Origin of the sequence: Mycobacterium montefiorense (assembly GCF_025823255.1) — a bacterium.
In the GTDB taxonomy this organism is placed as follows: domain Bacteria; phylum Actinomycetota; class Actinomycetes; order Mycobacteriales; family Mycobacteriaceae; genus Mycobacterium; species Mycobacterium montefiorense.
The window spans coordinates 792,258-809,521 of sequence record NZ_JACKVL010000017.1; the positions used below are offsets into that span (position 1 = coordinate 792,258).

Genomic DNA, 17,264 nt, shown 5'->3' on the forward strand with positions numbered 1-17,264 from the left:
CAACTCCTTATTGCGAATGATTTTCAATAACGCCTCCGCCACGGTACAGTGCCGGGCGGGGCCTTGTCGAAAATGATTTTCAATAACGGTGGGTCGCCCAGCGGAGGGGAGGCATCATGTCCATGCACTGTCAGGTCACCGGGCGCACAGTGAGTTTCGGTAACTCGGTGTCGCACTCGCATCGCCGAACCCGGAGGCGGTGGTCGCCCAACATTCAAACCAAGTCGTACTACCTGCCGTCGGAGGGCCGGCGTATCACGCTGCGGGTGAGCGCCAAAGGGATCAAGGTCGTCGATCGCGACGGCATCGAGGCCGTCGTTGCGCGACTGCGCCGAGAAGGGCAGCGGATCTGATGGCGCGCAACGAGATTCGTCCCATCGTCAAGCTGCGCTCCACCGCGGGTACCGGCTACACCTACATCACCCGCAAGAACCGGCGCAACGACCCGGACCGACTCACGCTGCGCAAGTACGACCCGGTGGTCCGCCGCCACGTCGAATTCCGGGAAGAACGCTAAATGGCCAAGAAATCCAAGATCGTCAAAAACGACCAGCGCCGCGCGATCGTCGCACGCTACGCGGAACGCCGGGCCATCCTCAAAGAGATCATCCGATCTCCGGCGAGCACTGCCGAACAACGGCTGACCGCACAGCAGGCGCTGGCTCGCCAGCCTCGCGACGCCAGCGCGGTGCGGGTACGCAACCGCGACTCGGTCGACGGTCGTCCGCGCGGGCACCTGCGCAAGTTCGGGTTGTCCCGGGTGCGGATGCGCGAGCTGGCACATGAAGGGCAACTTCCCGGCGTCCGAAAGGCGAGTTGGTAGATGGCCGGCAAGTCCAAACAGCAGACCCGCCCGAGCCGGACCCAGCCGTTCGAGAAAAGGAAGAACCTGCTGAGCACCCTCGGGATCAAGCACGTTGACTACAAAGACATCACGACGTTGCGGATGTTCATCTCCGAGCGCGGCCGAATCCGCTCGCGCCGCGTCACCGGCCTGACGGTTCAGCAGCAACGGCAGGTAGCCACCGCGATCAGGAATGCCCGCGAGATGGCGCTGCTGCCCTACGTCAACGCCCGCTAGTCCCGAATGAAACCCTTGTTGCGCATCAGTACGTCGGCCAGGAACCCGTCGTGCGGGATTTCGGGAGCGTGCAAGAACGTCGGGTGGTTTCCGCGGTAGACATTGCTGATGGTCGGTTCGGCGAGCAAGCCGTCGATCAAGTCGTCGTCACCGGTGATCGCGTTGACTACCAAGGACTGTCGCAGCGGGCTCAGGCCGGCGTCGCGCGGCCACGGCGCCACCCACACACAGGGGAACGGCAGTTCGATGTTGAGCTTGTCGACGTCGGGTTCGGCCAGCAGATGGACGGCCGGACGCAGCGCGGCGTAGCCGTCGCCCAGCGTGGCGACGACCTGATCTGCGCCCAGCAGCGCGGTGGTGCCCGCCGCCTTAGTCGCCAGGTAGTCCGCCAGCGCTTGCGCCCTAGCGACGGGCTGGGTCGGCAGGATCGCCCGCTCATCCTCGGTGGGCAACGGCTCGATCGTCGCCAACCGTTCGGCGATCGCCGCCGCCAGCGGGGCCGGGTCGCCCTCCAACAGCACCGCGGTGGTGTTGACACACGCCATGCCACCCAGGTTGGCGATCGAGTCGACGATCAGGTCCAGGTAATCGCGCCAGTCCCGGTCGGCGGTGATCAGGATCTTCGCGCGACCCGGTCCGTTCACGATCACCGCCGGATCGACGGCGTATTTGTCCACCACATCCTGGCCGCCGTACACCATGGCGAGATCGGCGCAGCGAATGATCTCGTCTGCTCCCCCATGATCGGTGGGCAGAAAGACCACGTCTTCGGGTCGAAAGCCGGCCTGGCGCAAAGCGTTAACCAGTCGATGGCCGGTGAGGGGTTCGCGCCGCGACGGGCGCACCGCGACCCGGTAGCCCAGCGCCAGCGCCTGGGGCCACAGGCCGTGTACGCCCGGGCCGTTTCCCGCGGCGTGCACGGCGAACACCTCGCCGCGACGCGTCCAGACCGCGCTGCCGCGGCGGGTGCGGTCCTCGCGCCAGTCGCGCGCCGCGCCAATCGGTCGCGCCGGGCACACCGCGTCGAATGCGTGGGCAACGGCGTCGGCCACGCCCAGGGCTCCGGCACGGGTGACCGCGATCGGAACTCCCGAAATCCGGCTGGCCAGTTCGACATATGAGGCAAAGTCCAGGCCGCATATGACGGCGGTCGAGAAGTTGTCGGCCGCGCCGGCCAAAGCCTTTTCACGCTGCGCGGCCGGCAGCGGCGCGACCTTGCGCTGCGCGCTGACGGTGCGCGACACATACAGCGGCGGAACCAGACTCAGCTCGGCGACGGGCATCCCGGCTGTGCTGGTGACAATCTCACGGTTGCGCGTCCGATACTCGCCGCTGGGTCCGAGCGCGTCGATCAGCACGCTGGTCACGTCAGTACACGCCCTCGATCACGGCCTCGCCTTCGAAGGTGGCGACCGGCCGTACCGCACAGACCGAATCGCTGAGTTGTCCTGCGGGCCCGGCTATCCGGATCGCCAAATCGCGTTCTAGGTTGTTCGGCAGGAACATGCCCTTGCTGATGTGGTTCATCACTACCTGGCCGAGCTGCCCGTAGGGTACTTGCTCTCCGGTGTCGGGGTCGATCACCCAGAACACCACATACGGTGTTCGCGGGTCGAAAACGAATGCGTCGCCATCGATTCGGGTGATCGCCTGCGAGAGAATCATCGTGCTGCCGAAGGCCATCGTGATCGTCGTATCGGGGAAGATGTCGCGCAGCAGATCCAGCGTGTCGGCGTCCACGTGCGCACCGCTGAGCAACAGGTAGCGGATCTTGGCATTCACCAAATCCACCAGATCGTCGTTGCGGGCGATCGCCTCGAGCAACGGCGGGGTGGCATGCAGATTCGCGACGTTCTGCGTCCGCAGAACGTGTACCGCCTGCTCGAGGACGTGGTCGAGGTAGGCCGCCACTTCCCCGGCGGCATCACGCGCGGCGATCTTCTTCACCCAGCGCGGATCGAGGTCGATCGCGTGAAATGCCGAGCCCAGCCGCTCGGCGACCAGCCGCGAGAAGTAGCCCACGCCGTGCGGACCGCTCGGCATCAGGCACAGGAAGCCCCGGCCACGCTGGAAGCCGCCGGTGGCGAAGTCGTCGGTTTGCCATTCGACGACCTGCGCGATCCAATCCGGAAGCTGCGCAGTACGTTTCGGAGCGCCGGTGGTACCTCCGGACTCGAATACCTGCGGTACCGGTGGCGGTGAGCCGTATCCGCGCGGGATCAGATCCTCGACCGGCACATGACGCAGCTCGCTGAGCAGATTAAGAAACAACCGCAGATCGGTGAAGGTCTTCACATCGGTCAACGGGTCGAAATCCAGCGTTCCGGCGGTCCGCAGCCAGAAGGCGGATCCGGTGTCGGCACCGAAGTGCCAGGCGATCGCCGCGCGCAAAAAGGCCTCGGGGTCTTCGACCGGTGCCGATCTCGGGACGTCCAACAACGAAAAGTCGACATCGTCCATGCCATCGATCCTGTCGCATGCCGGTCGGGCCCGCCACACAGGCTCAGCCCGCACCGGGCATACAACGACTGAACGTTAGCCCATGCTGCAGCGAATTCTGTGTGACAGCGGGGTTTTCAGCTGTCCCGGCTACGCAGCCAGGCCGTGATCGCCTCATTGAAGGCGGGGTAGATGTCGTGATAGGTGCCGTCGCGCTCGGCGTATCGGAAAGCCTTGACGCGTTCCACCACGATTTCGTCGGCGTCGGGCCGCGACTGCAACAGGGCCATCGTCTCGGCGATGTAGTCATCCAGCGGCATTGCCCGCGGATCGAATCCGCGCTCGCCCTGCAACCCGGTCTGCACATGCGGCGGAATAACTTCGATGACCTGCACCGCGGTATCGCGAAGCTGGAAGCGCAGCGACTCGGTGTAGGAGTGCAGCGCTGCTTTGGTGGCGCAATAGGTCGGCGTAAGGGCGCTCGGCATGAACCCCAGGCCCGACGTCACGTTCAGGATCGCCGCGCGCGGCTTGCGTAACAGCGCCGGGAGCAACGTCGACATCAGCCGGATCGGGCCCATCAGGTTGATCGCGATGCTCTGCTCGGCCAGACCGACGTTACTGGCGGTGAGGTCCTCGACGCGCTGTGTCCCGGCGTTGTTGACCAGGACGTTGAATTCCGGATAGCGGTCGGTCAGCTCGACGGCGAACCGCCTGACGTCGGCCGCGTCGGATTGATCCAGTGACATGCACTCGATGCCGGGGTTGGCCGCCACGACGGCCTGCAGCAGCTCACGACGGCGGCCCGCGATCACTACCTGGTTGCCGAGTCGGTGCAACGACTCGGCCAAGCCGCGGCCGATGCCGCTGCCGCCGCCAGTGACCAGCACGGTATTACCCGTCATTTGCATCGCTTGTGCTCCTCACGCTCGGGCTGACGTAGCGGGATGCCCCAATCTACTGTGGGCCAGCCCACAGTTTTCGCCCCAGGCACCTTCTGACGGTCAGGAATCGGCGTTGGACTTCGCCGCGGTCCGCCGGCGCGAAGCCGGACCCGCTACCTCGCGCACGATCCCGCGAAGCCAGCTGTGGGCGGGATCGGAGTCGAGGCGTGGATGCCAGACCGTGTAGAACTGCACGTCACCCAGCTCGCGGGGGGCGTGCAGTACCCGAACGCGGCTCGAATCGGCAAACTGCGAGACCAGCCGGGCCGGAACCGTCAGGACCAGATCGGTGCCGGGCAGAATGCTGGACCCCACCACGTGGTACGGCAGGACGACAGCGACGCGACGGGTGGCGCCGCGCGATTCGAGCGCCAGGTCCACCCACGGCCGGCCGACGTCGATGCTCAAGTGCGGCCAGCGCAGGTACTGCGACAGCGACACCGAGGTGCGCGCGGTAAGCGGGTGTTCGGCGGCCACCACGCAGACGAACCGATCGGTGAACAGGTGCTGGCTGCTGTACCGCTCGGGCGTCGCACGGCCGTAGATCGTCAGGTCGAGCGTCCCGGCGTCCAATTTGTCGAACACGCCCGCGTCGAGGGCCTCACAGATGACCGTCGAATTCGGCGATTGCCTCAGGATCCGCCGGACCAGCGCGGGACCGAACGCCGCGACGGTGTAGTCGCTGACGGCGAGGCGAAACGACTGCGGGGTCGTGGCGGGATCGAACGTCTCGTTGGCGAACAGCTGATCCAATTCGGTTACCACGGTGGCTAATTGGTCTCTGATGCGCTCAGCGCGCGGCGTCAGGGAGTAGCCGTCGGGGCCCCGAACCAGCAGCTCGTCGCCAAAGTGCCGGCGCAACCGCTGCAGGGCTCGACTCATCGCGGGCTGACTGAGCGCAAGGCGGTCGGCGGCACGCGACACATGGCGCTCCTCGAGCAACGCCACCAGCGGCGGCAACAGATTCAGATCGACCCGACCGATATGCGTTGCATGCATGACTGTAATACTAAATATTCATTTCACAAATAAGTGCTTCGGGGCGCAGAGTCGAAGGGAGAAAGTGCAGACGACAGTGAGGAAAACCGATGCGTTACATCGCCTTAGAGGAAGCGTTCTTCATCCCCGAGCTGGCCGAGCGCCAGCCCACGGTGGTCCATCAGCAGCTTTGGAAGCGCATGCAGCCGCAGTACGCCGCGCGCTGCGAGCTCCGGCTTCCTGATTTCGCCGGGCACCGGCTCGCGGAGATGGACGATGCGGGAATCGACATCCAGGTGCTGTCGCTGACGGCTCCGGGACTACAGGTCGACATCGACGCCGAGCGCGCTTGCGATAACGCGCGGTTCGCCAATGACTACCTGGCCAAGGTCATCGCCGAGCACCCGGATCGATTCCGCGGATTTGCCGCGTTGCCGCTACAAGATCCCGCCGCCGCAGCCGCAGAACTCGAACGCGCCGTTACCGCGGACGGATTCTGTGGCGCGCTGGTCAACGATTGCGTGACGGGACCCGGCGGCCGTTACCTGGATGCACCCGAGTATGACGAGGTGTGGTCGGCGGCGGAATCCCTTGGCGTACCGCTGTATTTGCACCCCGGGTCACCGCCGGCCGACAACTGGCAGGTCATCGAAGGACGTCCGGAATTGTACGGCGCGACCTGGAGCTGGGCCGCCGAAGTCGGCGGGCACGCGCTACGGATCCTGTTCAGCGGCGTGTTCGACCGGCATCCCGGCGCAACAATGATTTTGGGACATATGGGCGAGTTCCTGCCGTTCCAGCGCAGCCGCCTGGACTCCCGTTTCGCGTCAACGTCGTTGGGGGCGACCAGCACGCTGCAGCGCGCGCCGTCGGTCTACCTCGGTACCAACATCGTTTTCACCAACAGTGGCGTGTTTTCGCCGGCGGCGATGCTGGGTGCCGTGCTCGAGGTCGGTGCCGATGCGGTGATGTTCTCCATCGACTACCCCTACGAGTCGTCCTACGATGCGGTGCGGGGTTTCGAGCAGACGACGCTGTCGGCAGCCGACCGGGAAAAGGTTGCACACGGCAACGCCGAACGGCTGCTGCGGATCAGCTAGGACGCGCGGTTGGAGAGCCGGCGCGGGTCTACGCCCGCCCGGCGCCATGCCTTAGCCGCCCACGATGTGTAGAGCAACCACAGCGGCAGCCGGTTGAACACTGGATTCAACCCGCGGACGACGGCAGCGAATCGCTGAAACCTCTTCTCCTTCTTCGCATCCCACTGCATCTGACACACATCGCGCATCTGAGGCGGCATTGTTCCGACCAGCACGAGGCGGGTGTAGGCGTTCAGCGGCGCGGAAAGGATCTTCCAGATCCCCTTGGGTATCCAGCTCTGCCCCGGGATTCCTTTGCGGATGTAGCCGGTGCCGTACAGAACGGTCTTATGCGGCACGAACCGCTCGAGCATGTCGTCCCAATAGGCGACGAAGTCGGCATAGGTCTGGGGCTGGCCACGCTCGCTGACTCCATACAGGCTGTACCAGAGCTTGCCTTCGTTGTAGATCTGTTCCTTCTCCGCGTCCGACAGCCGACGGATGAACATGTCGGTGTTGTAGATGACCTGATCGACGAAAGTGGCGTGCGCCCAATAGAACAACTCGGGATTCAGGGCGTGATACCTGGAGCCGTCGCTGATGGTGCCTTTGATTGGTTTGTGGAAATCGCGTACCTTGCGGCCCCACTCGTGTGGGTCGTCGGAGTAGACGGTGTTCATCAACGGCGGTGCGGTTCGCTTGGCTCGGCCCAACGTGTCGCTGAAGACCACCGAGTGATCGAGCACTCCCTGGGCGAGTTGCTCGATGCAGTTCTCGACACCGGCGACGCGCTGGAATCCGAAGAATTGGGTGCGGTGATCGCCGTAGAACTTCCAGATCAGGGACTCCGGCCCCAGCCGCGGCGCCGCATCGGCGACCTCGTCGTCGATCGGCCCCTCAGCTAAGACAGGGATCGCTTCCCGAACGCCGGTGTCGAAACGGACACCGGCCGTCGGGCCGGCTAATTGGTCGTTACGGGCGGTCATGCCCACCTCCCCTGAAGCGTTGACACAAAAGTGTATCTTTGTTCCAAAGCTAGCATTCGTGCGTCGAGTTTGCCGTGAGGGTCGTGATCCATGCAGAACCGCAGCCTTGGCGGCGATCTCGCTGAGATCAGCGATGTTGACCGCACCATCTTGGACACCGCGCGGTCGGTCTTCGAGACCTACGGCGTGCGACGGGCCAACATCGAGGACGTCGCGGCTCGCGCCGGGGTCAGCCGCAGCACCATCTACCGGCGTTTTCCCACCAAGGATGACCTGGTCGAACAGGTGCTACGCCGCGAGGGTGAGCTCTTCTTCTCCACCCTGGACCGGGCCACCGCCGGTTGCAATCCGCGACAAGCGGTGATCGAGGCGTTCACGCTCGGCGTGCGCCTGGTCCAGGACTCGCCGCTGTACTCCCGGATCGTGGAAAGCGAACCGGAGCTGTTCGGCCTGTTCTCCCGATCGCACGTCTTCCCGATCGGCCAATTCGCCGGCGGGATCGCCAATAACCTGCGCAAATGTGGGGCAGCCGGTCCCGACACCGACCTGGCCAACATCGCCGACATTCTGCTGCGGGTAGCGCTCGGCATCATCGTGTTCCCCACCGACCGGCTCGACATCTCGGATCACGCCGCGGTCCGGGAGTACGCCGCGCGCTATCTGGTACCCATCATCGGCGACTTGTCATAGTCCTGATTTAGCCTGAAGCAGTGACCAGGTCGTCCGGGCCACCACGAACCCGATACGCCAGTTGTGGCGAGACGGACATCGCCTACCAGATGTTTGGCGATGAGCCGATGGACCTGCTGCTGCCGGCCCCGGCGAGGTATTGGTGTCGTCGACGCTGCGCGACATCGTCACCGGATCGCGGCACAGGTTCACCGACCGCGGCGAGAGCACACTCAAAGGCGTGCCTGGCCGGTGGCGGCTGTACACCCTGGTGAGTGAGCACGCGGTCGTCAACCGTTAACGAACCCCACATTTTCGGCGGGTCGAGGTGCCCGGCGGCCGCGCGTAGGCTGCGTTGGGGGCTGTCAGCGTCGCGGCTCCAGAATTTCGGCGTACAGCTTGATATTTGATCGAAGGAGTACGCATGACTGACGTGCACGTCTCGCTTCCGCCCGCGCTGCGCAAGGCAGTGGATCTGCTTGCCGAGCCGCCGGCCGAGCCGGATGCCGGTAAGGGCTATCTCGATCTACTCGGCACCGAATCGCCGGACGTCCCGAAGAACACCGGCCCGATCCAGGCGGTGTGGGCATCACCCATCGGGTCGATGCTCTACGACAACGCCCAGGCGTTGTCGCGGCGGCTGATCGCCGCGTTGCAACACCCCGCCGAGTGGCTGGACATCCCGCCCGGCGGGACCGTGCTGGATGTCGGCTCCGGTCCGGGCAGCGTCACCGCGTCGCTCGCCCGCGCGGCGGGCAAGGACGGCCTGGCCTTGGGTGTGGACATTTCCGAGGCCATGCTGGCCCGGGCCGTCCGCAACGAGGCAGGCCCGCACGTAGGCTTCATCCGGGCTGACGCACAACGACTTCCGCTGCGCGACGACACCGTCGACGCAGTGGTTTCGATGGCGGCACTGCAGTTGGTTCCCGACCCGGCGGCCGCGCTGGCAGAGATGGGGCGGGTGTTGCGACCGGGCGGGCGGCTGGCCATCATGGTCCCGTCTACGGGGCGTGCCGCGCGAATTTGGCAGCTGTTACCCAACATTGGGGCGCATGCGTTCGGTGAGGACGAAATCGGCGACATCCTGGAAGACAACGGGTTCGTCAGCGTGCGAGTGAAGACCCTCGGCACGTTCCAGTGGGTGCGCGCCAAATTCGGCTGAAGCCCAATTTTCGTTATTAGTCGTTTTTGAAAGCCGGGTGACCGCGCCTCAGCAGCGGCAACAGCGATTCGGGTGGCGCGATCCGGAAAAGTGCCGAGGCAATCCGGTTGACACGACCGGGGACGACGATCGCCTTGCCGGCGGCCAGCCCGTCGATCCCGGCCCGGGCGACCTTGTCGACGGGAACCCACATGATCCGCGGCAGGGCGGCTTCGGCTTCGGCTTTGTCGAAGCCGGCGGCTTCACCGAATCCGGTGTCCACCGGCCCTGGGCACAACGCGGTCGCGGTAACCCCGGTGCCGCGCAGTTCACCGCGCAGGCTGTGGGTGTAGGACAGCACGAATGCCTTGGCGGCGCCGTATGCCGCTTGGCCCGGCAGCGGACCGAATGCGGCCACCGACGAGACGTTCAGGATGGCGCCTCGACGACGGTCGACCATGCCGGGCAAGAATCTGCTAACCAGATCGACGACCGCGGCCACATCGACCTCGACGAGGTTTATTTCTTGCTCGGGAACCGATTTCGCGACGCGTCCGAGTGTGGAGAGCCCCGCGTTGTTGATCAGGATGTCCGGAATCAGGCCGAGCGCGGCGACCCGGTCCGGCAGCGCTGCCCGCGCGGAGCGATCGGACAGGTCCGCGGGCAGCGGGTGGGCGTTGGGCCCCAGGCGTCCGGCGAGCTCTTCAAGGCGTCCGGCGCTGCGGGCGACCAGTACGACCGGGTAGCCGCGCCGCGACAGGATTTCGGCGAACTGCTCGCCGATGCCCGATGAGGCGCCGGTGACGATGGCGGCGCGGTCGTTTCCTGCTGGTGGTAGAGCCATGCAGTGACCGTAGCGCTCTACGCGGAGCGCTGCGCCAGCATCGCGAGCTTGTCCATCGACTCGCGCAGCATCTCCGGCGTCGTCGAATGAGCCCTCTCCAGCCGCTTGGGATCGGTCAGGGTGGTGAAGTCATAGGTGTGCGTGACGGTGGTCAGGGTGGAGTTGATCTCGCTGAGCTCCCAGCGCCACAGATGGCCAGGCGGCTGCTTGCCGGGTTCTGCTGGACGCCAGGCGATCTTGGTGCCTTCGATGAATTCCACGACATGATTTTCCCGCACGCCGCCGTTGGTCAACGTCGTCTTGAATACGTCGCCCACGCCGTGGACGCGCTGCCCGGGAGCAGCCGACGCGAGGTTGTTGTTGCCGTCCCAGCTGGGCTGACTGGACGGCTCGGCGATCAGTTCGAAGATGCGCTCGGCGCTGGCCGAGACGACGCGGGTTGCACTGACAATGCCTTCGGGATCCGTATCAGCCATGCGCCAATCCAAACACGTGACCCGCGATCGGGCTCGCCGGACCACCAACCCGACCGCGGCCCGACTTCCACGTGTCGAACCCCGAATCTCAACGCATTTGGAGCGCCTCGACCGGCCCGGACAGCACTGATTTCACATGACGACTGACCTCGTCGGCCAGCACCTCGGTGTCTCCGCGCTCGATGCCGTCGACAATCTCGCGGGCAATCTGGCGCCGGTCGTTCTTCGGCGCGTCGATATGGGTGAACATCTCGGTGTCTAGGTAGCCCACGTGTACTCCGGTGACTAGCGTGCTCTGCGTCTCGAGCTCGATGCGCAACGAATTGGAAGCCGCCCAAATGGCAGCCTTTGAGTCGCCGTAGCCACCCATGCCGCCGAGCCAGGACGCCACCGAGTGGATGTTGACCAGCGCTCCACCGCCGTTGTGGGCCAGCACCGGTGCGAACGCCTTGCCGACTCGAAGCGCGCCGAAGTAATTGGTCTCGAACACTGCGTGAATCTCCTCGATGTCGCTGTCGAGGAGGTTGAGCGCACCCGAAGTGCCGGCGTTGTTGATGACGATGTTGGTATCGGCTGCCATAACAGCCAGCGCGGCAACCGAATCCGCGTTGGTTACCTCGAGCGCGACGCTCACGACACGGGGGTCCTCACTGGGCTTGGGTGCTCGTGCCGTGGCATAGACCTTCGCCGCGTCCCTGCGCAGCAACTCGTCCACGATGGCCTTACCGAGCCCGCGCTGTCCGCCGGTGACCAGGACCGTCGACCCCTTGATGTTGACCATGATCGCTCTCCTTGACGTAAGTAAAATAGCTTTGCCTCTGTCACCGTAATTGCCGACCTTGACATAGTCAAGTAGTATTTGCATATGTCTAACTGGTCTGCGTCACAGCGGCTGCCAGTCGCGTTGGCGCCCGGCGGACTGGGGCTGGTGCAGGATTTCCTCAATACGTTCCGCATACAGGACCACGGCCCGGATCTACTGGCCGAACCCGCGCTAGCGCGGGACTGGGTCGCCGGTGCGGTACGAACCTGGTCGAAGCTACGCGGCGTGGACGCTGAGCCGCCCGCACTGAACGCCGCGGATCTATCGAGACTTCGGGCCTTACGCGACACGATCGCGAAGATGGTCGCCGGCGAACTGCCGGATCGGCGGAGCGCGGTCGCAATTTCCGCGTCGTTCGGGCTATCGGATACTGGCGACGTGCGGCTCGAGCCCCGGGGCAGCGGCTGGCACTGGCTGGCTTCGGCGCTCTGGGCCGAGATCATGCTCGGCCAACAGGACGGCACCTGGCGGCGGGTCAAGCGATGCCACAACCGCGATTGCGGGTCGACCTTCTACGACCGCTCGAAGAACAACAGTGGGGTGTGGCACGACGTGAAGACGTGCGGCAACGTCGCCAATCTGCGCGCGTCAAGGGCGCGCCGGCGCGAACGTGAGCGCGCCGGGGAAGACGGCCGGCTCAGCTGAGCACCGGGAGCAGCTGCATCAGGATGCGCGCCGAGCTGATCGCGACCTCGTCAGCGAAGAGGTTGAAGTCGACGCCGGAGTCGGCACCGGCAAGGTCGGAAAGTGCGCGGATCACCAGCCAGGGAATGGCGAAGGCTTCGCAGACCTGGGCCAGCGCACCGCCCTCCATGTCGATGGCCAGGCCACCGAAATCGTCGTGCAACCGGGTGCGGGTGGATTCGCAGTGCAGGTACTGATCACCGGTCAAGACCGTGCCGTAGCTGATCCGCACCGGCGTACCCGTGCCGCCGGCTGCGGCCGGCAGTGGCGCAACGGTGAATCCCTCGAGGCGGCGTTTGACGCGGTCGATGAGTTCGGGCTCCACCGGGTAGCCGAAGCGTTCGGTCGGGTTGATGAACGGGACATGCCCCGGCTGATAGGGCGCTAGCCGCTCGTCTTCGATGACCCCGAAGTCGTGCTGCACGACACGGTCGGCGATGACGATGTCGCCGATGTGCAATCGCGGATCCAATCCGCCCGCCACTCCAGTGAAAATGATTGTGCAGCAACGAAATCGATCGGCCATTAGGGTGGCCACCAGTCCGGTGTTGACCTTGCCCATACCGGCAGCCGCTAGCACCACCCGGTGTGCGTCGAGTTCGCCGGTATCGAAGGTGACCTGTGCAATCTGCTCGCGGTCAGCTCCCGACAGGGCGCTGTGCAGGTACGCCCACTCCTGCGGGATTGCGCAAATGACGCCGACCGTCACCGCGACCCACTCGCGCGCAACTGGATCTCCCATCGCCGACCACTGGCCCTGGCATCGCCGACGATTGGGTGTGCGTCGACGGTGTCGAGTGTGCATCCAGGGCGGCGACACGCCGGGGCAGGACACCCGCAGCGCACGCCAAATTGTATCGACCCGATCAGCGGGTCAGCAGCGCTCCGCGCCCCTGCGCATCACGCGTAGTTCGGCCGCCTGGCCACGTGACCTGGTTCTGCGCACGGCGTTCAGCGCGTCACAGGCGCGCGCTTTGATCGGGCCCACTAGGTCGAGGTTGCTAGTGCCCTGGTTCATCAAGGTCTGCAGTGTTGTCACAGTGTCGACCTCTCCTCCAATCGGCCTAGTCAGCCGACTTGTAATTTCACCCCAGCTGTTTTACAAGTGTGCAGCAAGAAGGTGAACACCGAGCTAATGCCGTTTGTGGCGTAGCGCACACTCCCATGATTAGCTTCGCGCTGACCAAAATGGCTCTGCCACAATGGAAATCCACCAACATTGGCGGGAATCACTTCCAGTGTGCCACAGGTCCGCGGTCTCCGTCGTTACCGAAACCGAACCGTGACCAGTGAACTGTTAGGTTACCTATATGTCTGACGGGTTGCTCTGCACTGACTACCGCCGGCTCGAATCGGTCTACGGGCCGCTGGCCGAGTCGATTCGCCGACTCGTCGACCTCAGCATCCGCACCGAAGCTGACCCCGCCACAGTGGCTGCGGCAAAGGCCAAAATCGACAGTGCCGCAGACGAATTGAGTGCCTCGGCGCGGCCGGGAACCTTCGGCGTGCACGTCACGCCGGACGGTGAGACGGTCGCCTGGGGCAATGCGGTGGTCGGTCTGCGCAACGCCGTCGCCCCGCCGTTGGTGCTCCATCACGAACCGGATGGGCTGGTGTGGTCGGAATTCACCCTCGGTGCGGCATACGAGGGCCCCCCGGAGCACGTTCACGGCGGGGTGTCTGCACTGATCCTCGACCACGTGCTGGGTGCGACCGCACACAAGCTGGGCCGGCCCGCCTACACCGGCACCCTGACACTGCGCTATCGGCGCCGCACCGCGCTCGGCCGTCCCCTGCGGGCGGAAGCGCACATCGAGCGAATCGAAGGGGTCAAGACGTATTCCGTCGGCCACATCGCCGACGAGGACGGAGTCACCGTGGCGGCCGAGGGCGTGTTCATCAGCCCCAAGCAGTGAACGTCATGTCACCATGGCGGCCCGCTCGACGTCGAGCAGCTGCTCGCCGCGGCGCTCCTCGTCGTAGGCCTTGCGGCCGCCCCGCAGGCCGAACAGCCGCTTGGAGACCAGCAGGTAGATCACCGCGAGGATGTTGATGCTGAAAGTCACCACGCGGGTCATCGTGATGCCCTTGGCCAGGTCATGGATCTCCAACGGCAAAAAGACCGCGGTGGCGATCACCGCGAAGTATTCGCCCCAGCGCTTGAGTAACCACAAGCCGACGGCCTCGAGCACTTCGATCAGCGCATAAGCGGTCAGCATCAGGGTCAGCAGCGCCAACGTCGAAGGTTTGGCGGCCAACGCCTTTTCCAGCTCGTGCACGACCGTCATCTGGTCGACCTTGAATCCGGCGGCCCGAAAGATCGGCAGGTCACGATCGAGGGTGGCTTGAATGGATCCCCGCGCGCCGCGGAACGTCCACACCGCATACGCCGCGAGCACGATCACCACCGCCCGGAACAGGCGTTCGACCGCTAGCGCGCGAATGATGGTGGCTTGTCGTAAAGCCTTGCCGCGCATAATCATCGGAGCATCTTCGGCATGGCCCTTGCCATGTGGTGCCCCGACGACGAATTCCCCGCAGCGCAGACACCGCCACACTTCGCCCAATCCGGTCGTGCCGGTGAGCCGGTCGGCGAGCGCCTGCTCATCGGGCGCGTAGGTGACATGGCATGCCAGCGCGCAGGTGACCAGCTCCCAGCGGTTGATGCCGCGATCTTTGCGCATGGCCGATCATTCAACGCCGGCAGCAAACGACGCAAGAGGGCGCACTAGGCCCTGCGGGTCTGGTTCAGAACCGCTGGGCGCTGCGTGGTCGCTGTGGCACCGGGCTCACCGCGCCCAACAGACCTGCCAACTCGGCAACGGAGATGTCATCGATGTGTCCGACGGCAGCGATGATGTCGGCCCGCAGCGCCTCGTCGCAGCAGGGCTCGGCGAGCCAGCCAAACTTGTCCACGACGCGCTCCCACGACATCGGCCGGGTCGGTGAACCCTCGTAATCGCTTTCCTCACGACTGAATTCCCGCCCGTCGCGGGTGAGAATATGCACCCGCGTCGCGGTGCGTTGCGGATAGTCCGCGGTCAGGTCGGCCGCCACGATCACGTCGACCCGCGCCAGCAGCTGCTGGACATCGCTGCGCAGAACACGTTCGGTCTCAAGCTGTTCGGGCCCCACCCCACCGTCGAGCAATGCGACCGCGCCGAGGTACTTGAGGTTGTAGTCGGCCTGTTCCTTGGTCCGGGGATGATCCTTGTCGCCGTACGCTCCCCCGCCGGCGATGTCATACGCGTTCTGGAAGACCTCGATGGACACCCCTGCGATGTCGTCGCCGCGCAGATTCTGATCGGTTCGGATCGCCAACAGCGCGTCAATGATGGCCTGCCCGTGAATCAATGCGCAGTACTGCTTGAGGTAGGTTTGCTCGACCGACGTGAGTCTGCGGTCGGCGGTGTTGAAATCGATTGGCCGATCGAAGAGTTGCACCAGTCCATGCGGGCCTTCGAACAGCGACTTGGGTCCGGTGATGCCGCGGGCAGCCAAGATTGTCGTGTACACCGCGCGCATGCCGGTAATGGCGGGCGAGATGCCTTTCCAGTTCGACACCGGTTCCGCGTGGACAGCGGCCAGGGATACGTTGTCGGCCGCGGCGGCGGCGATGGCATTAGCGGTGCGTTCGGTGTCCAGCCCGAGCAGCTTCGCCGATCCCGCCGCGACGGACATCGCCAGCTGCAGCGCATGGTTGAGGCCGCGCGCCATCACGGGAACCTGTGCGCTGAACCGGCATTGGACCTCGTAGGCGACGGCGAGGGCAAGCAGGAAATCGGCCCCCGTAGCGTCAACGTGCTCGGCCACCGCCAGGATCGCACCGAAGTTGTCGGCCGGGTGGCAGAGGCCTCCCACCGTCAGGTACGTGTCGAGCAGGTCGGGATAGCGCACCAGCACCGCATTGAAAAATGCCGCCTGATCCACCGGGGCGCGGCCACCACCGACGAGTGTCGCCGAGGCGACGCCGCTGAACTCTGCGGTGTGCTCCCTGATCGTCGCGATGAGCTCGCCGTCAAGCGAACCGACGGCGCAGGCGATGCTGTCGAGCACGTTGCGTTTGAGCAACGCGCGTGGATGTTCACTCAGATCTGACTGCTCGGCTCCGACGACGAAGCCGGCAAGATCGTCCACAACATAGCGTTCTGCCATCGCTTTTCGCCCTCCGCCGCCACCCGCGAGCTTAGGCCCGGCGACGACGCCCGCCGCTGCGCTCCTCGAGGTCCACTACCTCCGGATGCTGCTGCGCTTCACTGATCGCCGTGGTTTCCTTGGTGAGCTTGACCCCGATGACCTGGATCTGCCGGGCACTGAGCGGAGACAGCGGATGCACCGCAACCATCAGGGCGACATGGCCGCGGTGGTCGAAAACCGGTGCGGCGATAGTCACCACGGGTTGCTTCCGGCGCCCGGGGTTGTCGTCGGACAGGAAACCGATGGTGGTGAATTCGACAAGCAGCTGGTCCAAAATGTGGCGCACTGGAGTCGGCATCTGGTCACTGTCCAACGTGCCGACCACCTGGACGGCCTGAGCCAGCGCCGGCGTTGTCCAGTCGACGTCGAACCCGCGTTCTCGGGTATGCGCCAAGATGTGTTCCAGGCGCTGGATGCGATCGGCGTTACTGCCGGCACCGCGTCGAATCCAGGCGCGCTGCTCTTCATCGGTGTCCCACGCGGCCAGCACGACGCCGAACGGCGGCGCATATGGGATGCGATCGCCGGGTATCCCCGCGGGCTGGGTGGCCGGATTGCCCTCAAAAGCCGTGACTACCAACGAATCACCGAATCGCTCGACCACCGATCCGGCGTAGCCGACCTCACCTGACAGTCGCAGTGCCGCCGAGCGCGCCGCGTGTGTCAGCGGCCGGGCATTGTCCATCTGAGCCGAAACCACGGCGAGCGCCGGTCCCAGTGAGAAGGTCTTCGCGACGGGATCCCGGCTCGCCCAGCCCCGATCGCACAGCGTCTTCAGGATCGCGTGCACCGTCCCCTGTGTCAGGTCGAGCTCACGCACGATGTCGGAGAAGCGCATCCGCGTGTTTCCGGACCGCGCCAGCAGCTCGACAACGTCGAGCACCCGCGCGGTCGGGGCCGAGGTGGATCCGCGAATGGCTTGA

The 17,264-nt window shown here is 65.1% G+C and carries 21 protein-coding genes and 1 pseudogene; 10 read left to right on the forward strand and 12 right to left on the reverse strand.

The window, feature by feature from the left end; all coding sequences use genetic code 11:
- Positions 1-116 precede the first annotated feature (116 nt).
- Genes rpmB through rpsR form a run of 4 tightly spaced genes read left to right on the forward strand, consistent with a single transcriptional unit; the run spans position 117 to position 1,081 of the window.
- Positions 117-353 carry a 50S ribosomal protein L28 gene (gene rpmB, locus H7K34_RS23660; RefSeq protein WP_264064420.1) on the forward strand — a complete coding sequence of 79 codons (237 nt, stop codon included), beginning with the start codon at positions 117-119 and terminating at the stop codon, positions 351-353.
- A complete protein-coding gene (gene rpmG / locus H7K34_RS23665; RefSeq protein ID WP_036465848.1) occupies positions 353-517 on the forward strand; it encodes a 50S ribosomal protein L33 in 165 nt (54 codons plus the stop codon). Before rpmB ends, rpmG begins: the two co-directional genes overlap by 1 nt.
- The gene (rpsN, locus tag H7K34_RS23670; protein ID WP_264064421.1) at positions 518-823 is read left to right on the forward strand and encodes a 30S ribosomal protein S14; all 306 of its coding nucleotides are present in this window, start codon (positions 518-520) and stop codon (positions 821-823) included.
- Entirely contained in the window at positions 824-1,081 is a 258-nt protein-coding gene (gene rpsR / locus H7K34_RS23675; protein WP_108921928.1) for a 30S ribosomal protein S18, read from the forward strand. It abuts the gene before it with no gap.
- Here rpsR and H7K34_RS23680 read toward each other — a convergent pair.
- The 4 genes from H7K34_RS23680 to H7K34_RS23695 all read right to left on the reverse strand — a co-directional run bounded on the left by H7K34_RS23680 (position 1,078) and on the right by H7K34_RS23695 (position 5,463).
- Positions 1,078-2,439, reverse strand: coding sequence for an aldehyde dehydrogenase family protein (locus tag H7K34_RS23680; protein ID WP_264064853.1), 1,362 nt, complete (start codon positions 2,437-2,439; stop codon positions 1,078-1,080). The genes rpsR and H7K34_RS23680 overlap by 4 nt on opposite strands.
- Before the next feature lie 10 nt (positions 2,440-2,449).
- Positions 2,450-3,541 (reverse strand): long-chain fatty acid--CoA ligase, encoded by a 1,092-nt coding sequence (locus H7K34_RS23685; RefSeq protein ID WP_264064422.1) that lies wholly within the window; start codon positions 3,539-3,541, stop codon positions 2,450-2,452.
- Positions 3,542-3,657: 116 nt separating this feature from the next.
- A complete protein-coding gene (locus H7K34_RS23690; RefSeq protein ID WP_264064423.1) occupies positions 3,658-4,431 on the reverse strand; it encodes an SDR family oxidoreductase in 774 nt (257 codons plus the stop codon).
- A gap of 93 nt (positions 4,432-4,524) precedes the next feature.
- Positions 4,525-5,463, reverse strand: a complete 939-nt coding sequence (locus H7K34_RS23695; RefSeq protein WP_264064424.1) for a LysR family transcriptional regulator — start codon at positions 5,461-5,463, stop codon at positions 4,525-4,527.
- An 89-nt stretch (positions 5,464-5,552) separates the two neighbouring features.
- Between H7K34_RS23695 and H7K34_RS23700 the strand changes: the two genes are divergently transcribed.
- Positions 5,553-6,542, forward strand: a complete 990-nt coding sequence (locus H7K34_RS23700) for an amidohydrolase family protein (RefSeq protein WP_264064425.1) — start codon at positions 5,553-5,555, stop codon at positions 6,540-6,542.
- On the opposite strand, the gene H7K34_RS23705 is transcribed toward H7K34_RS23700, so the two are convergent.
- Entirely contained in the window at positions 6,539-7,507 is a 969-nt protein-coding gene (locus H7K34_RS23705) for an oxygenase MpaB family protein (protein ID WP_264064426.1), read from the reverse strand. The genes H7K34_RS23700 and H7K34_RS23705 overlap by 4 nt on opposite strands.
- A 90-nt stretch (positions 7,508-7,597) precedes the next feature.
- Between H7K34_RS23705 and H7K34_RS23710 the strand changes: the two genes are divergently transcribed.
- The 3 genes and pseudogenes from H7K34_RS23710 (at position 7,598) to H7K34_RS23720 (ending at position 9,338) form a co-directional block, all read left to right on the forward strand.
- Complete coding sequence (locus tag H7K34_RS23710; RefSeq protein WP_108921922.1) at positions 7,598-8,197, forward strand: TetR/AcrR family transcriptional regulator; 600 nt, start codon at positions 7,598-7,600, stop codon at positions 8,195-8,197.
- A 115-nt stretch (positions 8,198-8,312) separates the two neighbouring features.
- A pseudogene (locus tag H7K34_RS23715) lies at positions 8,313-8,477 on the forward strand (adenylate/guanylate cyclase domain-containing protein); the annotation flags it as partial.
- A gap of 123 nt (positions 8,478-8,600) precedes the next feature.
- Complete coding sequence (locus tag H7K34_RS23720; RefSeq protein ID WP_264064427.1) at positions 8,601-9,338, forward strand: class I SAM-dependent methyltransferase; 738 nt, start codon at positions 8,601-8,603, stop codon at positions 9,336-9,338.
- 16 nt (positions 9,339-9,354) lie between these two features.
- On the opposite strand, the gene H7K34_RS23725 is transcribed toward H7K34_RS23720, so the two are convergent.
- From H7K34_RS23725 to H7K34_RS23735, 3 genes are all read right to left on the reverse strand, one after another.
- Positions 9,355-10,161: an SDR family NAD(P)-dependent oxidoreductase gene (locus H7K34_RS23725; protein ID WP_264064428.1), complete on the reverse strand. Its 807-nt coding sequence runs from the start codon at positions 10,159-10,161 to the stop codon at positions 9,355-9,357.
- A 17-nt stretch (positions 10,162-10,178) separates the two neighbouring features.
- Positions 10,179-10,637, reverse strand: a complete 459-nt coding sequence (locus tag H7K34_RS23730; protein ID WP_264064429.1) for an SRPBCC family protein — start codon at positions 10,635-10,637, stop codon at positions 10,179-10,181.
- A gap of 88 nt (positions 10,638-10,725) precedes the next feature.
- A complete protein-coding gene (locus tag H7K34_RS23735) occupies positions 10,726-11,418 on the reverse strand; it encodes an SDR family oxidoreductase (RefSeq protein WP_264064430.1) in 693 nt (230 codons plus the stop codon).
- A gap of 84 nt (positions 11,419-11,502) precedes the next feature.
- On the opposite strand from H7K34_RS23735, the gene H7K34_RS23740 reads away from it, so the two are divergent.
- Positions 11,503-12,105 (forward strand): CGNR zinc finger domain-containing protein, encoded by a 603-nt coding sequence (locus H7K34_RS23740; protein ID WP_264064431.1) that lies wholly within the window; start codon positions 11,503-11,505, stop codon positions 12,103-12,105.
- On the opposite strand, the gene H7K34_RS23745 is transcribed toward H7K34_RS23740, so the two are convergent.
- Entirely contained in the window at positions 12,098-12,886 is a 789-nt protein-coding gene (locus H7K34_RS23745) for a 5'-methylthioadenosine/adenosylhomocysteine nucleosidase (protein ID WP_264064432.1), read from the reverse strand. The two genes, H7K34_RS23740 and H7K34_RS23745, sit on opposite strands and share 8 nt — an antisense overlap.
- A gap of 568 nt (positions 12,887-13,454) precedes the next feature.
- On the opposite strand from H7K34_RS23745, the gene H7K34_RS23750 reads away from it, so the two are divergent.
- The gene (locus H7K34_RS23750) at positions 13,455-14,060 is read left to right on the forward strand and encodes a PaaI family thioesterase (RefSeq protein ID WP_264064433.1); all 606 of its coding nucleotides are present in this window, start codon (positions 13,455-13,457) and stop codon (positions 14,058-14,060) included.
- Positions 14,061-14,063: 3 nt separating this feature from the next.
- On the opposite strand, the gene H7K34_RS23755 is transcribed toward H7K34_RS23750, so the two are convergent.
- From H7K34_RS23755 to H7K34_RS23765, 3 genes are all read right to left on the reverse strand, one after another.
- A complete protein-coding gene (locus tag H7K34_RS23755) occupies positions 14,064-14,828 on the reverse strand; it encodes a DUF2127 domain-containing protein (RefSeq protein ID WP_264064434.1) in 765 nt (254 codons plus the stop codon).
- A 64-nt stretch (positions 14,829-14,892) separates the two neighbouring features.
- Positions 14,893-16,281: an MmgE/PrpD family protein gene (locus H7K34_RS23760; RefSeq protein ID WP_308205459.1), complete on the reverse strand. Its 1,389-nt coding sequence runs from the start codon at positions 16,279-16,281 to the stop codon at positions 14,893-14,895.
- A 49-nt stretch (positions 16,282-16,330) separates the two neighbouring features.
- Positions 16,331-17,224, reverse strand: a complete 894-nt coding sequence (locus tag H7K34_RS23765) for an IclR family transcriptional regulator (RefSeq protein WP_264064436.1) — start codon at positions 17,222-17,224, stop codon at positions 16,331-16,333.
- Positions 17,225-17,264: the final 40 nt, after the last annotated feature.